Annotated in this window: 14 protein-coding genes; 9 read left to right on the top strand and 5 right to left on the bottom strand. The window is 74.4% G+C overall.

All coding sequences use genetic code 11. The features are described from left to right. The first annotated feature begins 526 nt into the window (after positions 1 to 526). The 7 genes from ABD811_RS39360 (at position 527) to ABD811_RS39330 (ending at position 9,012) form a co-directional block, all read left to right on the top strand. Positions 527 to 2,350: an ABC transporter ATP-binding protein gene (locus ABD811_RS39360; RefSeq protein ID WP_344958034.1), complete on the top strand. Its 1,824-nt coding sequence runs from the start codon at positions 527 to 529 to the stop codon at positions 2,348 to 2,350. Beyond that, on the top strand, positions 2,347 to 4,128 hold the full coding sequence (locus ABD811_RS39355) for an ABC transporter ATP-binding protein (RefSeq protein ID WP_344958032.1): 1,782 nt from the start codon (positions 2,347 to 2,349) through the stop codon (positions 4,126 to 4,128). Before ABD811_RS39360 ends, ABD811_RS39355 begins: the two co-directional genes overlap by 4 nt. 104 nt (positions 4,129 to 4,232) lie before the next feature. Further along, positions 4,233 to 5,483, top strand: coding sequence for a hypothetical protein (locus ABD811_RS39350; protein ID WP_344958030.1), 1,251 nt, complete (start codon positions 4,233 to 4,235; stop codon positions 5,481 to 5,483). 98 nt (positions 5,484 to 5,581) lie between these two features. After that, the gene (locus tag ABD811_RS39345; protein WP_344958028.1) at positions 5,582 to 6,052 is read left to right on the top strand and encodes a hypothetical protein; all 471 of its coding nucleotides are present in this window, start codon (positions 5,582 to 5,584) and stop codon (positions 6,050 to 6,052) included. A gap of 130 nt (positions 6,053 to 6,182) precedes the next feature. Then, on the top strand, positions 6,183 to 6,515 hold the full coding sequence (locus ABD811_RS39340) for a hypothetical protein (RefSeq protein WP_344958026.1): 333 nt from the start codon (positions 6,183 to 6,185) through the stop codon (positions 6,513 to 6,515). A 60-nt stretch (positions 6,516 to 6,575) separates the two neighbouring features. Then, positions 6,576 to 7,781 (top strand): winged helix DNA-binding domain-containing protein, encoded by a 1,206-nt coding sequence (locus tag ABD811_RS39335; RefSeq protein ID WP_344958024.1) that lies wholly within the window; start codon positions 6,576 to 6,578, stop codon positions 7,779 to 7,781. 61 nt (positions 7,782 to 7,842) lie between these two features. Next, the gene (locus ABD811_RS39330) at positions 7,843 to 9,012 is read left to right on the top strand and encodes an acyl-CoA dehydrogenase family protein (protein WP_344958022.1); all 1,170 of its coding nucleotides are present in this window, start codon (positions 7,843 to 7,845) and stop codon (positions 9,010 to 9,012) included. 49 nt (positions 9,013 to 9,061) lie between these two features. Here the strand turns inward: ABD811_RS39330 and ABD811_RS39325 are convergent, their stop codons facing one another. Further along, positions 9,062 to 9,658, bottom strand: coding sequence for a hypothetical protein (locus tag ABD811_RS39325; protein ID WP_344958020.1), 597 nt, complete (start codon positions 9,656 to 9,658; stop codon positions 9,062 to 9,064). A gap of 226 nt (positions 9,659 to 9,884) precedes the next feature. Here ABD811_RS39325 and ABD811_RS39320 point away from each other — a divergent pair, with 226 nt between their 5' ends. Then, a complete protein-coding gene (locus ABD811_RS39320) occupies positions 9,885 to 11,606 on the top strand; it encodes a CocE/NonD family hydrolase (protein ID WP_344958018.1) in 1,722 nt (573 codons plus the stop codon). A 215-nt stretch (positions 11,607 to 11,821) separates the two neighbouring features. Then, a complete protein-coding gene (locus ABD811_RS39315) occupies positions 11,822 to 13,081 on the top strand; it encodes a YeeE/YedE family protein (protein WP_344958016.1) in 1,260 nt (419 codons plus the stop codon). 73 nt (positions 13,082 to 13,154) lie between these two features. On the opposite strand, the gene hisF is transcribed toward ABD811_RS39315, so the two are convergent. The 4 genes from hisF to ABD811_RS39295 all read right to left on the bottom strand — a co-directional run bounded on the left by hisF (position 13,155) and on the right by ABD811_RS39295 (position 15,518). Continuing rightward, entirely contained in the window at positions 13,155 to 13,931 is a 777-nt protein-coding gene (gene hisF, locus ABD811_RS39310; RefSeq protein WP_344958014.1) for an imidazole glycerol phosphate synthase subunit HisF, read from the bottom strand. Beyond that, positions 13,928 to 14,647 carry a bifunctional 1-(5-phosphoribosyl)-5-((5-phosphoribosylamino)methylideneamino)imidazole-4-carboxamide isomerase/phosphoribosylanthranilate isomerase PriA gene (gene priA / locus ABD811_RS39305; protein WP_344958012.1) on the bottom strand — a complete coding sequence of 240 codons (720 nt, stop codon included), beginning with the start codon at positions 14,645 to 14,647 and terminating at the stop codon, positions 13,928 to 13,930. The genes hisF and priA overlap by 4 nt, the downstream gene beginning before the upstream one ends. A 62-nt stretch (positions 14,648 to 14,709) precedes the next feature. Continuing rightward, a complete protein-coding gene (gene hisH / locus ABD811_RS39300; RefSeq protein WP_344958010.1) occupies positions 14,710 to 15,351 on the bottom strand; it encodes an imidazole glycerol phosphate synthase subunit HisH in 642 nt (213 codons plus the stop codon). After that, positions 15,348 to 15,518: a hypothetical protein gene (locus ABD811_RS39295; RefSeq protein ID WP_344958008.1), complete on the bottom strand. Its 171-nt coding sequence runs from the start codon at positions 15,516 to 15,518 to the stop codon at positions 15,348 to 15,350. Before ABD811_RS39295 ends, hisH begins: the two co-directional genes overlap by 4 nt. Positions 15,519 to 15,520: the final 2 nt, after the last annotated feature.

Below are 15,520 nucleotides of genomic sequence, written 5' to 3'. Positions count from 1 at the left end.
CGCCGTCCGGCCCGCCGGGCGGGATGTCGGCCGATGATTTTCGGGCGTGCGAATCAGGTGATTTTGAACAAAGAACGCCGCCGTGTTGACGATTTCCTCGCCGCCGGACGGTGCCTACACGGAAAACCGGGGCGAGCTGGAACGAATCCGCTCCGATCACCCTCCACGGTCCGGCGGCGGGGCGGCCGCTGCGCCCGCCGTGCGCTCTGGCGGGCGCGGGCGGCCCGGCCGCGGGCCGCACGGCGCGCATGTCCCGCCGAGGGGGGAATCACCTGACTTCGGCAGCTCGTCCGAGTATGCCCGGGAATAAGCGATCAGTACGGATGGTAGGCATTGGGCGAGCCCGCCGGCCCCGGTGGTTCCTCCCGTCGGGGTGTGCGGGCGCCGCCGTCTACAAGGAGATGCCGTGCCATCAGGGTCGACACGCGCCAGCCGCCGTCATGGGGCCCGCCCCCGGGCCAGCCGCCGTCCTGATGGAGAGCATCCTCCGAGACCCCGCGTCAGCCCCGGCGTCCTGCGCGAGGGGATGCGGGTGCTGTGGGTCGCGGTCAAGGCCGAGCCGCGGGTGTTCACCCTGTCGGTGCTGGCCAGCGGGCTGTACGCGGCGATGACCGTGGGCACCGCGCAGGTGCTGGGCTGGGTCACCGAGGAGGTGGTGCTCCCGGCGTTCCGCTCCGGCGACACCACGGCGGGCGCGCTGGCCGGGGCCGCGACGGCGATCCTCGCGGTCGCGCTGTTCAAGGCGCTCGGCGTGGCGGGCCGCCGGTTCTACGCCGGGCTCATGCAGTACCGCATGCAGGCCCGCTACCGGCGGGCGGTCACCCGCCAGTACCTGCGGCTCCCCCTGGCCTGGCACCACCGCCATCCCACCGGGCAGCTGCTGTCGAACGCCAACGCGGACGTGGAGGCGGTGTGGGCGCCGATCGCGCCGCTGCCGATGGCGGTCGGCGTGGTGTTCATGCTGCTGATCGCGGCCGTGTCGATCCTGCTCACGGACGTGATGGTGGCCGTCGTCGGCTTCCTGGTCTTTCCGGCGGTGGCGCTGCTGAACGTCCTGTACCAGCGGCGTCTGTCGCCCGTCGCCACCCGCGCCCAGCAGCTGCGCGCCGAGGTCAGCGAGGTCGCGCACGAGAGCTTCGAGGGCGGCCTGGTGGTCAAGACGCTGGGGCGCGAGCACGACGAGACGGAGCGGTTCGCCGAGCGCGCGCGGGCGCTGCGCGACGCCAACGTGGCGGTCGGCCGCATCCGGGGGCTGTTCGATCCGGTGCTGGAGGCGCTGCCCAACCTGGGGGTGCTGGCGGTGCTGCTGGTGGGGTCGATCCGTCTGGAGGCCGGGGCCATGACGGAGGGCGACCTGGTTCACGTGGCGTATCTGTTCACGTTGCTGGCCTGGCCGATCCGCGCGCTGGGCTGGGTACTGGCCGAGGTGCCGCGCAGCGTCGTCGGCTGGAAGCGTGTCCGGGGGGTGCTGGACGCCACCGGTTCCCTGCCGTACGGCGACCGTTCCCTGGGCCAGGGCAACGCGGCGGCGCTGGAGGTGCGCGACGTCCGCTTCGCCTATGAGTCCGCGGACGAGGACGGGGACGCCTCCGTCAACGTGCTGCACGACGTGTCGTTCTCCGCCACACCCGGCCGGACGATCGCCGTGGTCGGCCCCACGGGTTCGGGCAAGTCGACCCTGACGTCCCTGCTGGTACGGCTGGTCGACCCGGCCGACGGGTCGGTGCTGCTGGACGGCGTGGACGCCCGCGACCTGCGACGCGGCGGCGTGGCCGAGACGGCGGCCCTGGTGCCGCAGCAGACGTTCCTGTTCGACGACACCGTGCGCGGCAACGTCACCCTGGGTCTGGACGTCCCGGACGAGCGCGTGTGGGAGGCGCTGCGTCTGGCGCAGGCCGACGGCTTCGTCGCGGCCCTTCCCGACGGTCTCGACACCCGCGTGGGGGAACGCGGAGCGACCCTGTCGGGCGGGCAACGGCAACGTCTGGCGCTGGCACGTGCCGTGGTGCGGCGCCCCCGGCTTCTGGTGCTGGACGACGCGACGTCCAGCGTCGACCCCCAGGTGGAGGCGCGGATCCTGGGGGCGCTGCGGGACGCGCAGTCGGCCGGCGGGGGCGGCGCGACCGTGGTGGTGGTCGCCTACCGCAAGGCCACGATCGCGCTCGCCGACGAGGTCGTCTACGTCGAGCACGGCCGCGTCGCCGCCCGGGGCACCCACGCCGAGCTGCTGGAACGCTCCGAGGGCTACCGCGCGCTCGTCAACGCCTACGAGCGCGCCGAGGTCGAGCACCAGCTCATGGGCGAGCAGGCCGGCCCCGGGGAGGCCGACAGCGAGGAGGCTGTGGCGTGACCACGCTCAACGAGGCGGCCGTCGGCGAGGGCGCCCTGACCACGCTGCGCCGCGGACTGCGGCTCAGCCCCGAGTTCCGCGCGGGCCTGGCCGGGACGCTGCTGCTGGCGCTGCTGGCGACGGCGGGCCGGGTGGTGGTGCCGATCGCGGTGCAGCAGACGATCGACAAGGGGCTGGGCGGGCCCGACGGCCCCGACATCGGGTTCGTCCGCACCGCCGTGCTGGCGTGCGCGCTGGCGGTGGCCGTGACGGCGCTGAGCGCCTACGCGATGAACGTGCGGCTCTACCGGACCACCGAGTCCGGGCTGGCCACGCTGCGGATCAAGGCGTTCCGGCACGTGCACGACCTGTCCATGCTCACCCAGAGCTCCGAGCGGCGCGGGGCGCTGGTGTCGCGGGTGACCGGCGACGTGGACCAGATCAGCCAGTTCATGCAGTGGGGCGGGCTGCTGATCATCGTGTCGACGGGGCAGCTGGTGGTGGCCAGCGTGCTCATGGCGGTGTACTCCTGGCCGCTGGCGCTGCTGGTGTGGGCGGCGTTCGTGCCGCTGGCGTTCGCGCTGCGCCGCTTCCAGCGGCTGATCTCGGGCGCCTACACCCGGGTCCGGGAGCGGATGGGCGACCTGCTGGCCGTGGTGAGCGAGGCGGTGGTGGGCGCCTCGGTGATCCGCGCCTACGCGGCCGAGGACCGCACCGCCCGCCGCGTCGACGAGACCGTCGAGGAGCACCGGCGGGCGCAGACCCGGGCGCAGGGCCTGGTGGCGCTGACGTTCCCGTCCAGCGAGCTGGTGGCGGCCGTGGCGACCGCCGCCGTCGTCGTGGCGGGGACGCTGCTGGGCGTGGGCGGCGACCTGACGGCCGGGGAGCTGGTGGCGTTCCTGTTCCTGGTCACCCTGTTCGTCAGCCCGATGCAGACCGCCACGGAGGTGCTCAACGAGGCGCAGAACGCGATCGCCGGGTGGCGGCGGGTGCTGGGCGTGCTGGACACCGTGCCGGACGTGGCCGACCCGGGCGGCGAGGGCGAGGTGCTGCCGCGCGGGCCCATCGAGGTGCGGTTCGAGGACGTCGAGTTCGCCTATCCCGGCGGGCCGCCCGTGCTGCACGACGTGAACGTGGACATCGCCCCCCGCAGCCGCGTCGCGGTCGTGGGCGAGACGGGCTCGGGCAAGACGACGTTCGCCAAGCTGCTGACCCGGCTCATGGACCCGACGTCCGGGCGCGTGCTGGTGGACGGCGTGCCCCTGGACCGGGTGCGGTTCTCCTCCCTGCGCGAGCGCATCGTCATGGTGCCGCAGGACGGCTTCCTGTTCGACGCCACCCTCGGCGACAACATCCGCTACGGGCGGCCGGACGCCACCGACGAGGAGGTGCTGCGGGCGCTGACGGAGCTGGGCCTGGGCGACTGGCTGGAGGGCCTGCCCCGCGGCCTGGACACGCCCGTGGGGCAGCGCGGCGAGTCCCTGTCGGCGGGCGAGCGGCAGCTGGTGGCGCTGGCGCGCGCCTACATCGCCGACCCGGACCTGCTGGTGCTGGACGAGGCCACGTCCGCCGTCGACCCGGCCACCGAGGTGCGCATCCAGCGCGCGCTGGACGGGGTGACGCGGGGCCGCACGGCCATCTCCATCGCCCACCGGCTGTCCACGGCCGAGGCCGCCGACGAGGTGCTGGTGTTCGACGCGGGACGGATCGTCCAGCGCGGCCCCCACGCCGAGCTGGTCGCCGTCCCCGGCGTCTACGCCGACCTGCACGCGTCGTGGATCGCCCAGCGCCGCATCTAGCCGTACCGAGCCGGAGGGCCGCCGCGGTCCGCTCCCGCGGCGGCCGGCGATTCGCCGAGGTAAAGCACTTGCCGGTTTTGTGGTCGGGTGCGCATTCTGCTTGGGTGAGCAACGAGGTCGTGTTGGAATCAGCTGGCACGCTGCACGGACAACTGCAGCGGGGCCTGGGACGGGCCGCGCGTCGCGCGGCCGACAAGCCGGGTGCGGGCGAGTTCGTCTACGACTGCATACGCCGGGACCCACGCTGGGACCCGCTCTGTGAAGCACGCGGCCTCTATTACGCGCGTTTGATGGTGGACCTGGAACTGCCCGTCGGCCCGGTGGCCGAGCACCTGTTCGACCCGTCCGACCATACCGACGGCGACGGCCGGCGGGTGCAGCTGGCGCTGGACGTGCTGGCGGACCTGGTGCGGCTCAGCCGCCGGGAGGCGGCGTCGGCGCTGTACCGGTACGCCGAGGAGGGCACCCACTGGTTCGACGCCATCGACACGCTGGTCGACCTGGGCGATCCGGCGTTGACGCACGGCCTGGACGAGCTGGTGACGGCACGGTGCAACGAGTCCGCGCTGGACGCCCTGGTGGCGGGCCCGCACAATCCGGTGATCGAGAGCTGGGCGGCGCGGCAGCCGCGGATCGCCGACGCCCTGGCCCGGCGCCGCGAGACCGGTCGTGCCCGCCGCCCCGGGGTCGGCGGCGACCGGGCCCAGCGGACCGAGGCCGAGCTTCTGGAGGCCGCCCGGCGGCGCGACGACGGGGCCGTGGCGGCCATATTCGAGCTCGGCCGCAGACGCGCCCCGGCCCTGCTGGACCTGGCCGAGGAGCTGCTGCCGCAGCGGCCGAGCCGATGGGGCGGGGCGGTGTGCCGGGCGTTGCGCGAGTACGGCCCCGAGGCGGTGCCACGGGCGCGGGCGTGGGCGACGGCCCGCGGCGGGTGCCAGGACATGGCGCTGGACATCCTGGCCCGCTACGGCACCCGCCAGGACATCCCGTTGTTGATGAGCGAGCTGCGCGACGCCCTGGACCGGCGCGACTGGGGCGACGCGGCCGGGCCGATCGAGGGCCTGGGCAGGTTGCGCGCCGGTGAGGCCGTGCCGTTGCTGAAGACCGCTTGGACCGAGTCGACCTACGCGTTCCTGCGTCCGCGCGTGCTGACCGCCTTGACCCGTACCGCGCCGCACACCGCCGAGTCCTACACCGTCGAGGGGCTGTGGGACTGCGAGGAGGGCGTGCGCCAGGTCGCCGCCGAAACCGTCCCCCTCACCCGTGAGACCCGCATCCGCCTGCAGCGCCTCCATCACGACGCCGCCGAGGAACCCTCCGTGCGCGCCTCCGCCGCCGGGCGTCTCATGACCTGAACCACCGCGCCCCCTCCCCCGGCCACGGCTGAACCCCGTGGAAGCGTCCGCCCGTACCTGTGGGCGAATCGCTCAACTCTTCCCGGGGAGGACGGGCCATGGTCTCCGACAATCACCGATCGCCCTTGAGGGCCGCCCTGCTGTGCGGTGCCGCCGCGGTCCTGCTGCCGCTGGCGGCCGGCTGCACGGGGCAGGCGGACGGCAGCGAGGCGGGCGGGCAGGGCCAGGTGAAGCAGGCCCAGCCCGCCACCGCCGAGCAGCTCGCCCAGCAGACAGGGTGCACGCTGAGCGGCGTCCGCAAGGTGGCGGACCTGTCCCAGGGCGCCTGCCAGACGGGCAAGGGACGCTTCACGGTGGTCAGCTTCACCACCGACCAGGGGCAGCAGGCCTGGCTGGAGGAGGCCAAGCCCTGGGGCGGGTCGTACCTGGTGGGGCCGCGGTGGGTCGTCGTCAGCACCGAGCAGACGCTGAAGTCGCTGCAGGAGGACCTGGGCGGGCAGATCCAGCACGGCGCCGACCACAGCGGCGGAGGCCACCAGGGCGGCGGGGCGGGCCACCAGGGCGGCTGACACGCCAGGGCAGGCGCGCAGGGGCTCGCGGGAAGGCGCGGGCATCGCCGCCGGGTACTACTTTCGGCCTCGGGGAGTTCACTCTCCAGGAGGGGCGGCGGGCGGGGGCCCGGCGCCTAGACTCACGGGCATGTTCCCCTCTGTTCGGCGAGCACTGACCGTACTGCCGTTCGCGCTGCTGCCCCTGACCGCCGTGGCGGCGTGCAGCAGCGAGGGCGCCACGACCGACTGCAACGTGAACTCCTGCACCATCACCTTCGACCGCGGTGTCGAGGCCAGCGCGTCCATCCTGGGCGTCAAGGCGGAGCTGGTGAGCGTGCAGGGCGACACCGTCACGCTCAAGGTGGCCGGCCAGCAGATCACCGTGCCCCGGGGCGAGGCCGAGCAGGCCGAAGGCTTCGACGTCTCCGTCCAGTCGGTCACCCAGGACAAGGTCGTCGTCAAGATCTCCAACAACGGCTGACGCGACGGCGGGGCGGGCCGGCCTCCGGCGGATGTCGGTCCCGCCCCGTAGGATCCGCTCATGCGTTCGATGACCCGTTCGATGGGGGATGCCGCGCGCCGCGCGCGGGCGGCGGCGCGGCACCGGCTGGCCCCGGCGGCGCGCACCGACGACGTCGCCGAGATCGCCCGCTCCCTCGTGGCGCTGCACGCCACCGACCCGGCCACGGTGTTCCTGTCGGTGGCCGCGCGCAGCCGCACCGCGACGCACGAGGCGGTGGAGAAGGCCCTCTACGACGACCGGACGCTGCTGCGGATGCTGGCGATGCGCCGCACCATGTTCGTCGTCCCCGTCGACCTGGTCCCGGCGCTGCAGGCGTCCTGCGCCACGCCCCTGGCCGCCAAGCAGCGCCGCACCTACAGCCGCATCATCGAGCGGGCCGGGGTCGTCGACGACGTGGACGCCTGGTTCGGCGAGGTGCTGGAGGCGGCGCACCGCGCGCTGCTGGCGCGCGGTGAGGCGACCGGGGCGCAGCTCAGCGCCGACGAGCCGCGCCTGCGCACGCAGGTCGACCCGGCGCCGGGCAAGTCGTACTCGCGTCCCACCAGCATCACCACGTGGGTGCTGGTCACGCTGGGCTGCGAGGGACGGGTCGTGCGGGGCCGCCCCAACGGTTCGTGGATCAGCAGCCAGTACGTGTGGTCGCCCGTCGAGACGTGGCTGCCCGGCGGCATCCCCGAGATGCCCGCGGACGACGCGCGCGCCGAGCTGGTCACCCGCTGGCTGCGGTCGTTCGGCCCCGCCCCCGTCTCCGACCTGAAGTGGTGGACGGGCTGGACCGCGGGCGAGGTGAAGAAGACCCTGGCCAGCCTGGACGTCGTCGAGGTCGGCCTGGACGGCGGCGGCACCGGCGTCATGCTGGCCGCCGACGCCGACGCCGACGCGCCCGCCGGGGGCCGGGACGCCGACCCGTGGGCGGCGCTGCTGCCCGCCCTGGACCCCACCCCCATGGGCTGGCAGGAGCGCGGCTGGTTCCTCGGCGGGCACGCGCCGATGCTGTTCGACCGCAGCGGCAACATCGGCCCCACGGTCTGGTGGGACGGCCGCGTCGTCGGCGGCTGGGCGCAGCGGCCGGACGGGGAGGTCGTCACGCGCCTGCTGGAGGACGTGGGCGCCGACGCCCGCGCCGCGATCGACGCCGAGGCCGCCCGCATCGCCGCCTTCCTCGGCGACGTGCGGGTCACTCCGCGTTTCCGCACGCCGCTGGAGCGTGAACTCTCGTCCTGACGGGGGCCGCAGGGGGCCGCCCCCCTCACCGAACGCGCGGATGATCCGTCAAGATGGGGGCATGCCCGCCGAACGCATGCTTCCCACTCCCGAGGCCGAGGACCTCCTCGCGCTGACCCGCGAGATCGTCCGCAAGGAGCTGGCGCCGCGCGCCGCGCCCGCCGAGGAGGCCGAGGACTTCCCGCGCGAGATCTTCCGGCTGCTCGGCAGGTCCGGGCTGCTGGGCCTGCCCTACCCGGAGGAGGTCGGCGGCGGAGGCCAGCCGTACGAGGTCTACCTGCAGGTGCTGGAGGAGATCGCGGCGGTGTGGGCGTCGGTGGCGGTGGGCGTCAGCGTGCACACGCTGTCGTGCTACCCGCTGGCGGTGTTCGGCACCGACGAGCAGCGCAAGCGGCTGCCCGAGCTGCTCGGCGGCGAGCTGCTGGGCGGGTACGCGCTGTCGGAGGCGCACGCCGGCTCGGACGCGGGCGCGCTGAGCACCCGGGCCGTGCCGGACGAGGACGGCGCGGCCTACCGCGTCACCGGCACCAAGACCTGGATCACCCACGGCGGCGAGGCCGACTTCTACACGCTGTTCGCCCGCACCTCCGACACGGGCTCGCGCGGCATCAGCTGCTTCCTGGTCGAGGGGCGGATGCCGGGCCTGACGTTCGGGCCGCCCGAGCGCAAGATGGGGCTGACCGGCTCCACCACCGCGCAGCTGCACTTCGACGACGTGCGGGTGCCGGCGGAGCGGCGGGTCGGCGACGAGGGCCAGGGGTTCCCGATCGCGCTGTCGGCGCTGGACTCGGGCCGCCTGGGCATCGCCGCCTGCGCGGTCGGCCTGGCGCAGGGCGCCCTGGACCACGCGGTCGGGTACGCGGCGCGGCGCGAGCAGTTCGGCCGTCCCGTCATCGCCAACCAGGGGCTGGCGTTCATGCTGGCCGACATGGCGGCCGCGGTGGAGTCGGCGCGGGCCACGTACCTGGAGGCGGCCCGCCGCCGCGACCGGGGCCTGCCGTTCTCCCGCCAGGCGTCGGTGGCCAAGCTGGTGGCGACGGACGCGGCGATGCGCGTCACCACCGACGCGGTGCAGGTTCTCGGCGGGTACGGCTACACCCGCGACTTCCCGGTCGAGCGGTACATGCGCGAGGCCAAGGTCATGCAGATCTTCGAGGGCACCAACCAGATCCAGCGCATGGTGATCGGCCGTCACCTGGCTCGCACGGCGGCGCTGCACGACGCGACGTGACGGCGCCGGCACCGGCGACGGCACCGGCGGCGGCCCGCCGGGGCGGGGCTCAGGGCATGCCGTAGAACAGGCGGCGCCGGGTGAGACGGCGCCGCACGAAGATCACCACGAGGCTCACCGCGCCGGTGACGGCCAGGGCCATGGCCGCCAGGGCGGCCAGTCCCAGCAGGCCGTGCACGGCGTCGTCCGGCGCGATCATGAGGCGGGAGACGGCGCCCGCGCAGGTGAGCCGGGTCGGCCCGGACGCCGGAGCCCGGAACGAGGCGACGAAGCGGTAGCCGTGCCGGCGGGTGGCGCTCCACGGGTCCGTCCTGGTCAGCGCGAGCGGCACCGACCACGCGCCGACGGTGGCCGCGCACGAGGCGGGCGCCGGCGTCCCGCTCGGGACGTACAGCAGGTAGCGGCGTCCGGCGGCCAGGTCGGGCCGCATCGTGCCGCGCCCGTCGACGACGACCGGGTCGGCCTGGGCGGCCTCGGAGGCGTCCCAGGTGGCGGCGATCACGGCCGTCATCCCGATGACCGCGGCCAGCAGCAGCACGACGGGCAGGGCGTACCAGCCGACGGCCGGGCGGACCGGCGGCGGGCCCGCGCTCCGCAGCGCCCCGCGCGCACGCGGCCCTGTCGGCGAGTAGTGCCCGGCCCACATTGTCGGCCCTCCCCGTACCCGTGATCGCCCGATGCCAGCCGTCGGGACCCCTGCCTCCGTGTTGACCTGCCCGAATTCACGGTCACGTCACGTAAGGAAATGATGGCGAAGCGTCGCCGCGCGGGCCCCGGCGGGGGTCCTGGCCAGGAGAAGGGCGGCCATGGCCAGACGCCGCGCGAGCGGCTACCGTTATTACCAGGTAGTAGCCACGAGATGCGGAGTTCCCATGGCCCTCAGGGACCGCCTGGATCGACTGCCGCCGCCGCCGATCCGCCTGACCCGCTCCCTCCCCCGCTACACCGTCGAGCGCGACATCCCGGTCGCCATGCCGGACGGGGTGACGCTGCTGGCCGACCGGTACGTCCCGCGCGGCGTGCGGTCCGCGCCAACCATCCTGGTGCGGACGCCGTACGGGCGGCGCGGCCCCGCCGCCGTGCTGAACGGCCTGCCGTTCGTGCCGTTCGGGTTCCAGCTGCTGGTGCAGAGCGTGCGCGGCACGTTCGGGTCGGGGGGCGAGTTCGACCCGCTCGGCAACGAGCGGGAGGACGGGCTGGCCACGGTCGCCTGGCTGCGCGAGCAGCCGTGGTTCGACGGGTCGTTCGCCACCTACGGGGCCAGCTACCTGGGCTACTCGGCGTGGGCGCTGGCGGCCGAGGCCGGGCCCGAGCTGAAGGCGATGGCCCTGCAGATCACCGCGTCGTCGTTCCGGGAGGCCGCGTACGTGGGCGGCTCCTTCGCCCTGGAGTCCACGCTGGGCTGGACGGAGCTGACCCGCCGCCAGACCTCGACGCTCGGCCTGCTCACCGCGCCGCTGCTGTCGCGGCGCCGCGCCCTGCGCGCGGCCCGCTCGCTGCGCCCGCTGTCGGAGCTGGACGTGCTGGCGGGCGGCGAGCCGATGCGCTTCTACCGCGACCTGCTGGCCAACCACGAGTCCGGTGCCGACTACTGGCGGCGCCGCGACTTCAGCGGCACGGTCGGGCAGGTCGGGGCGCCGGTCACGCTGCTGGGCGGCTGGTACGACGTGTTCCTGCCCTGGGAGATCAAGGACTACCTGGCGCTGCGGGCCGCGGGGCACCGCCCGTACCTGACCATCGGGCCGTGGTGGCACGCCGACGCCCGGCACAACCTGGTGTCGTTCCGCGAGGCGCTGGCCTGGTTCAAGGCGCACCTGCGCGGCGACTTCTCCGCCGTGCGCGCCAACCCCGTCCGCCTTTACGTGACGGGGTCGCGCGAGTGGCGCGACTACCGCGACTGGCCGCCCCCCGGGATGCGGCAGGAACGCTGGCACCTGCACGGGGGCGGGGGGCTCGGCGAGGACGGCCCCCAGGACATCCGGCCCAGCGCCTACCGCTTCGACCCGTCCGACCCCACGCCCGCCCTGGGCGGCCCCTCGCTGCTGGGTTCGTCCAAGCCGGTCGACAACCGGCCCCTGGAGAAGCGGCGGGACGTGCTGGTGTTCACCTCGGCCGTGCTGAGGAAGGACCTGGATCTCATCGGGCCCGTCGTCGCGGACCTGTTCGTGCGGTCCAGCCGCGAGCACACCGACTTCCTGGTCCGGCTGTGCGACGTGGCGCCCGACGGCACGTCGCGCAACGTCTGCGAGGGCGGGCTGCGCCTCGATCCGGACCATCCGGTCGCCGACAAGCCGGTGGGGACGGAGGGCGTGCGGCGGGTGGCGATCGACCTGTGGCCGATCGGACACCGCTTCTGCCGCGGCCACCGCGTCCGGGTGCACGTCACCAGCGGCGCCTACCCGAAGGTGGCCGTCAATCCCGGCACGGGCGAGCCGCTGGCCACCGCGGCGGCCCCCGGCGTCCCCGCCGACCAGGAGGTCTTCCACGACCCCGACCACCCGTCGGCGATCCTGCTGCCCGTCGTGGAACGCTCCCCCGAGGCCGCCGTCTCCGACCCCGGAGCCGAGGATTCGTCCGATTTTGGGGCGTGTTGATATTCTTGCGTGTTGTGATCGGTTCGACGACGTCGCTGCGCATGGTGCTGTTCACCATGACGCTGGCCTGCGTCGACGACGGCCTGTGTCGCGCCTGACCGCGATCCCCGCCGTCCCCGTCCGCTGAGCCGAAACCCGATCTTCTTCCCCATCCCCCCGGCCGCGTGTGCTCCCCTACGTCCGCGCGCGCTTGGGAAACCCCTGGAGTCCGCACTGTGACGACCCTCGCTCCGTCCCGCCTGCTGTCCCCCGCCGTCACCGCCTCCCCGCCCCCGGACGCCGAGCCCGCCCCGCCCGTACGCCGCGTACCGCTCCTGGTCGCGTCCCTCATCTCGGTGGCGCTCACCGCGTACGTGTGGGCGCGGCACGGGGCCAAGCCCGGCGTCCTGCTGCTGCTGGGCCTGGGCCTCGGGCTGGCCCTGTTCCACTCCCGTTTCGGATTCACCTCGGCCTGGCGGCAGCTGGTGGCCGTGGGCAACGGCACCGGCCTGCGCGCCCACGCCCTGCTGCTCGGCACCACCGCCACCCTGTTCGCCCTGATCATCGGCACGGGCACCGGGCTGTTCGGGACGGTCCCGGCCCCGTCGTCGGGCGACCTGGGCGTCGGCGTGGTCGCCGGGGCGTTCCTGTTCGGCGTCGGCATGCAGCTCGGCGGCGCCTGCGCGTCCGGCACGCTGTTCGCCGTCGGCTCCGGGCAGTCGGCGGTCCTGCTCACCCTCGGCGGGTTCGTCGCCGGGTCGGTGCTCTACACCTGGCAGTACGACCTGGTCGACGACCTGCCCGCCGTGCCGGGCGTGGTGCTGGCCGACCACATCGGCTGGTTCGGGTCCTGGGCGGTCACGATCGCGGCGCTGGCGGGCATCGTCGCGCTGACCCGGGTGGTACAGGCCCGCCGCAACCCGCCGCCGGTCGGCGCGCCGCCCACCGCGCGCGGGGCACTGCGGATCGTCCGCGGATCCTGGCCGCTGGCCGCCGGAGCGGTCGCGCTGGCCGTGCTCGGCGCGGGCGTGCTGCTGGTCTCCGGCGGCGCCTGGGGGATCACCAGCGCGTTCGCGCTGTGGGGCGCCAGGATCCTGCAGGCGGTCGGCCTGCACCCCGAGCACTGGACGTACTGGCAGGAGGCCAGGAACGCCAAGATGCTCGCGGGGCCGGTCCTGGCCGACAAGAACAGCCTCACCGACATCGGGATCATCCTCGGCGCGGCCGTGGCCTCCGCCGCCGCGGGCGCCTGGACGCTGCACCGCGGCCTGCCGTGGCGCACCGCCGTCGCGTCGGTCCTGGGCGGCGTGCTGATGGGCGTCGGCGCCCGGCTGGCGGGCGGCTGCAACATCGGCGCCTACCTGGCGGGCATCGCCTCCGGCAGCCTGCACGGCTGGCTGTGGGGCGTGGTCGCCCTCGGCGGCACGTGGGTCGGCCTGCGCGCCCGCACCCTGTTTTCCCTGCCCAACCCCGCGCCCCGCGACAGCGTCTGCTGACGCCGCCGCGCCGGGCCGGCGGAACGTCCGCCGGCCCGGCGGGACGCCCCGCAGGCTCGGCGGACGCGCGGGCTCAGCGGACGGGGTGGCCGGCGGCGCGCAGGGCGTCCTTGACGGCGGAGATCTTCAGGTCGCCGAAGTGGAAGACGCTGGCGGCCAGCACGGCGTCGGCGCCCGCGTCGACGGCGGGCGCGAAATGCTCCAGCGCCCCCGCGCCGCCGCTGGCGATCACCGGCACGGAGACCGCCTCGCGGACCCGGCGCAGCATGTCCAGGTCGAACCCGGCCTTGGTGCCGTCGGCGTCCATGGAGTTGAGCAGGATCTCCCCCACGCCCAGCTCCTCGCCGCGCCGCGCCCACTCCAGCGCGTCGATGCCGGTGCCGCGGCGGCCGCCGTGCGTGGTCACCTCGAACCCCGACGGGGTGCCCTCGGCGCGGCGGGCGTCCACCGACAGCACCACGCACTGCGACCCGAAGCGGTGCGCGGCCTCGCGCAGGAACTCCGGACGGGCGATCGCGGCGGTGTTCACCGACACCTTGTCGGCGCCCGCGCGCAGCAGCCGGTCCACGTCGTCGACGGTGCGCACGCCGCCGCCGACGGTCAGCGGGATGAACACCTGCTCGGCGGTGCGCCGCACCACGTCGTAGGTGGTGGACCGGTCGGCGCTGGACGCGGTGATGTCCAGGAAGGTCAGCTCGTCGGCGCCCTCGGCGTCGTAGCGGCGGGCCAGCTCGACCGGGTCGCCCGCGTCGCGCAGGTTCTGGAAGTTGACGCCCTTCACCACGCGCCCGGCGTCCACGTCCAGGCACGGGATGACGCGCACCGCGACCTTGCTCGCCTGCGGGCTCATCTGACCGCCTCCAGGGCCTCCTCCAGCGTGAACGCCCCCGCGTACAGCGCCTTGCCCACGATCGCGCCCTCTACGCCCTCGGGGACGAGGGCGGCGATGTCGCGCAGGTCGTCCAGGGACGAGACGCCGCCGGAGGCGATGACGGGCTTGTCGGTGCGGGCGCACACGCGGCGCAGCAAGTCGACGTTCGGACCGCGCAGGGTGCCGTCCTTGGTGACGTCGGTGACGACGTAACGCGGGCAGCCGTCGTCCTCCAGCCGGTCGAGCACCTCCCACAGGTCGCCGCCCTCGCGGGTCCAGCCGCGCGCGGCCAGCACGTCGCCGCGCACGTCCAGCCCCACCGCGATCTTCTCGCCGTGCGAGGCGATGATCTTGCGGCACCACTCGGGGTTCTCCAGCGCGGCCGTGCCGATGTTGACGCGGGCGCAGCCGGTCGCCAGGGCCGCCTCCAGGGACGCGTCGTCGCGGATGCCGCCCGACAGCTCCACCCGCACGTCCAGCCGCCCGACCACCTCGGCCAGCAGCTCGCGGTTGGAGCCGCGGCCGAACGCCGCGTCCAGGTCGACCAGATGGATCCACTCCGCTCCCGCCTTCTGCCAGGCCAGGGCGGCCTCCAGCGGGGCGCCGTAGGAGGTCTCGGTGCCCGCCTCGCCCTGGACCAGGCGGACGGCCTGGCCGTCGGCGACGTCGACTGCGGGAAGGAGCGTGAGAGTCATGAACGAAACCCTATCGGTGCAGGTGAAACGCGACGTTCGGGGGATCGCGGCGGGCCGGGCGGTCAGCCCAGCGTGGACAGCCAGTTGCGCAGCAGCTCGGCGCCCGCGTCACCGGACTTCTCCGGGTGGAACTGCGTGGCGCACAGCGGCCCGTTCTCCACGGCGGCCACGAACCGGTCGCCGTGCTCGGACCAGGTCACCAGCGGCGGCGCGAGCCGTCCCGTCGGGTCGGGCGCCAGCTCCCAGCGGCGCACCGCATAGGAGTGCACGAAGTAGAACCGGGTGCCGGGGTCCATGCCGCGGAACAGCGCGGTGCCGGCGGGCGCCTCGACGGTGTTCCAGCCCATGTGCGGCACGACGGGGGCGTCCAGCCGGTCGACGGTGCCGGGCCACTCCCCGCAGCCCTCGGTGGTTACGCCGTGCTCGATGCCCTTGGCGAACAGGATCTGCATGCCGACGCAGATGCCCAGCACGGGACGGCCGCCCGCCAGCCGCCGCCCGATGATCTGCTCGCCGCGCACCGACCGCAGCCCGGCCATGCAGGCGGCGAACGCGCCGACGCCCGGCACGACCAGCCCGTCGGCGGCGAGGGCGGCGTCCCAGTCGGCGGTGACCTCGACGTCCACGCCGTGCCGGGCGACCGCGCGCTCGGCCGAACGCAGGTTGCCCGAGCCGTAGTCCAGAATGACGATCTTGTGGGTCACAGGTACAGCACCCCCGCGGTGGCGGCGAGCGCCATCAGCACGAACACCACCCCGGCGGCGACCTTGAGCCCCTGCCGGAGGAAGCTGATGACGCCCATGAGCAGGAAGACGGCCAGCCCGAAGAGCGCGACGTTGCCGTAGGTGAAGTGCAGGCCGCCGACCTCCACGG

Origin of the sequence: Actinomadura miaoliensis (assembly GCF_039536785.1) — a bacterium.
Classification (GTDB): domain Bacteria; phylum Actinomycetota; class Actinomycetes; order Streptosporangiales; family Streptosporangiaceae; genus Spirillospora; species Spirillospora miaoliensis.
This window is presented reverse-complemented; position numbering and strand designations above follow the sequence as displayed.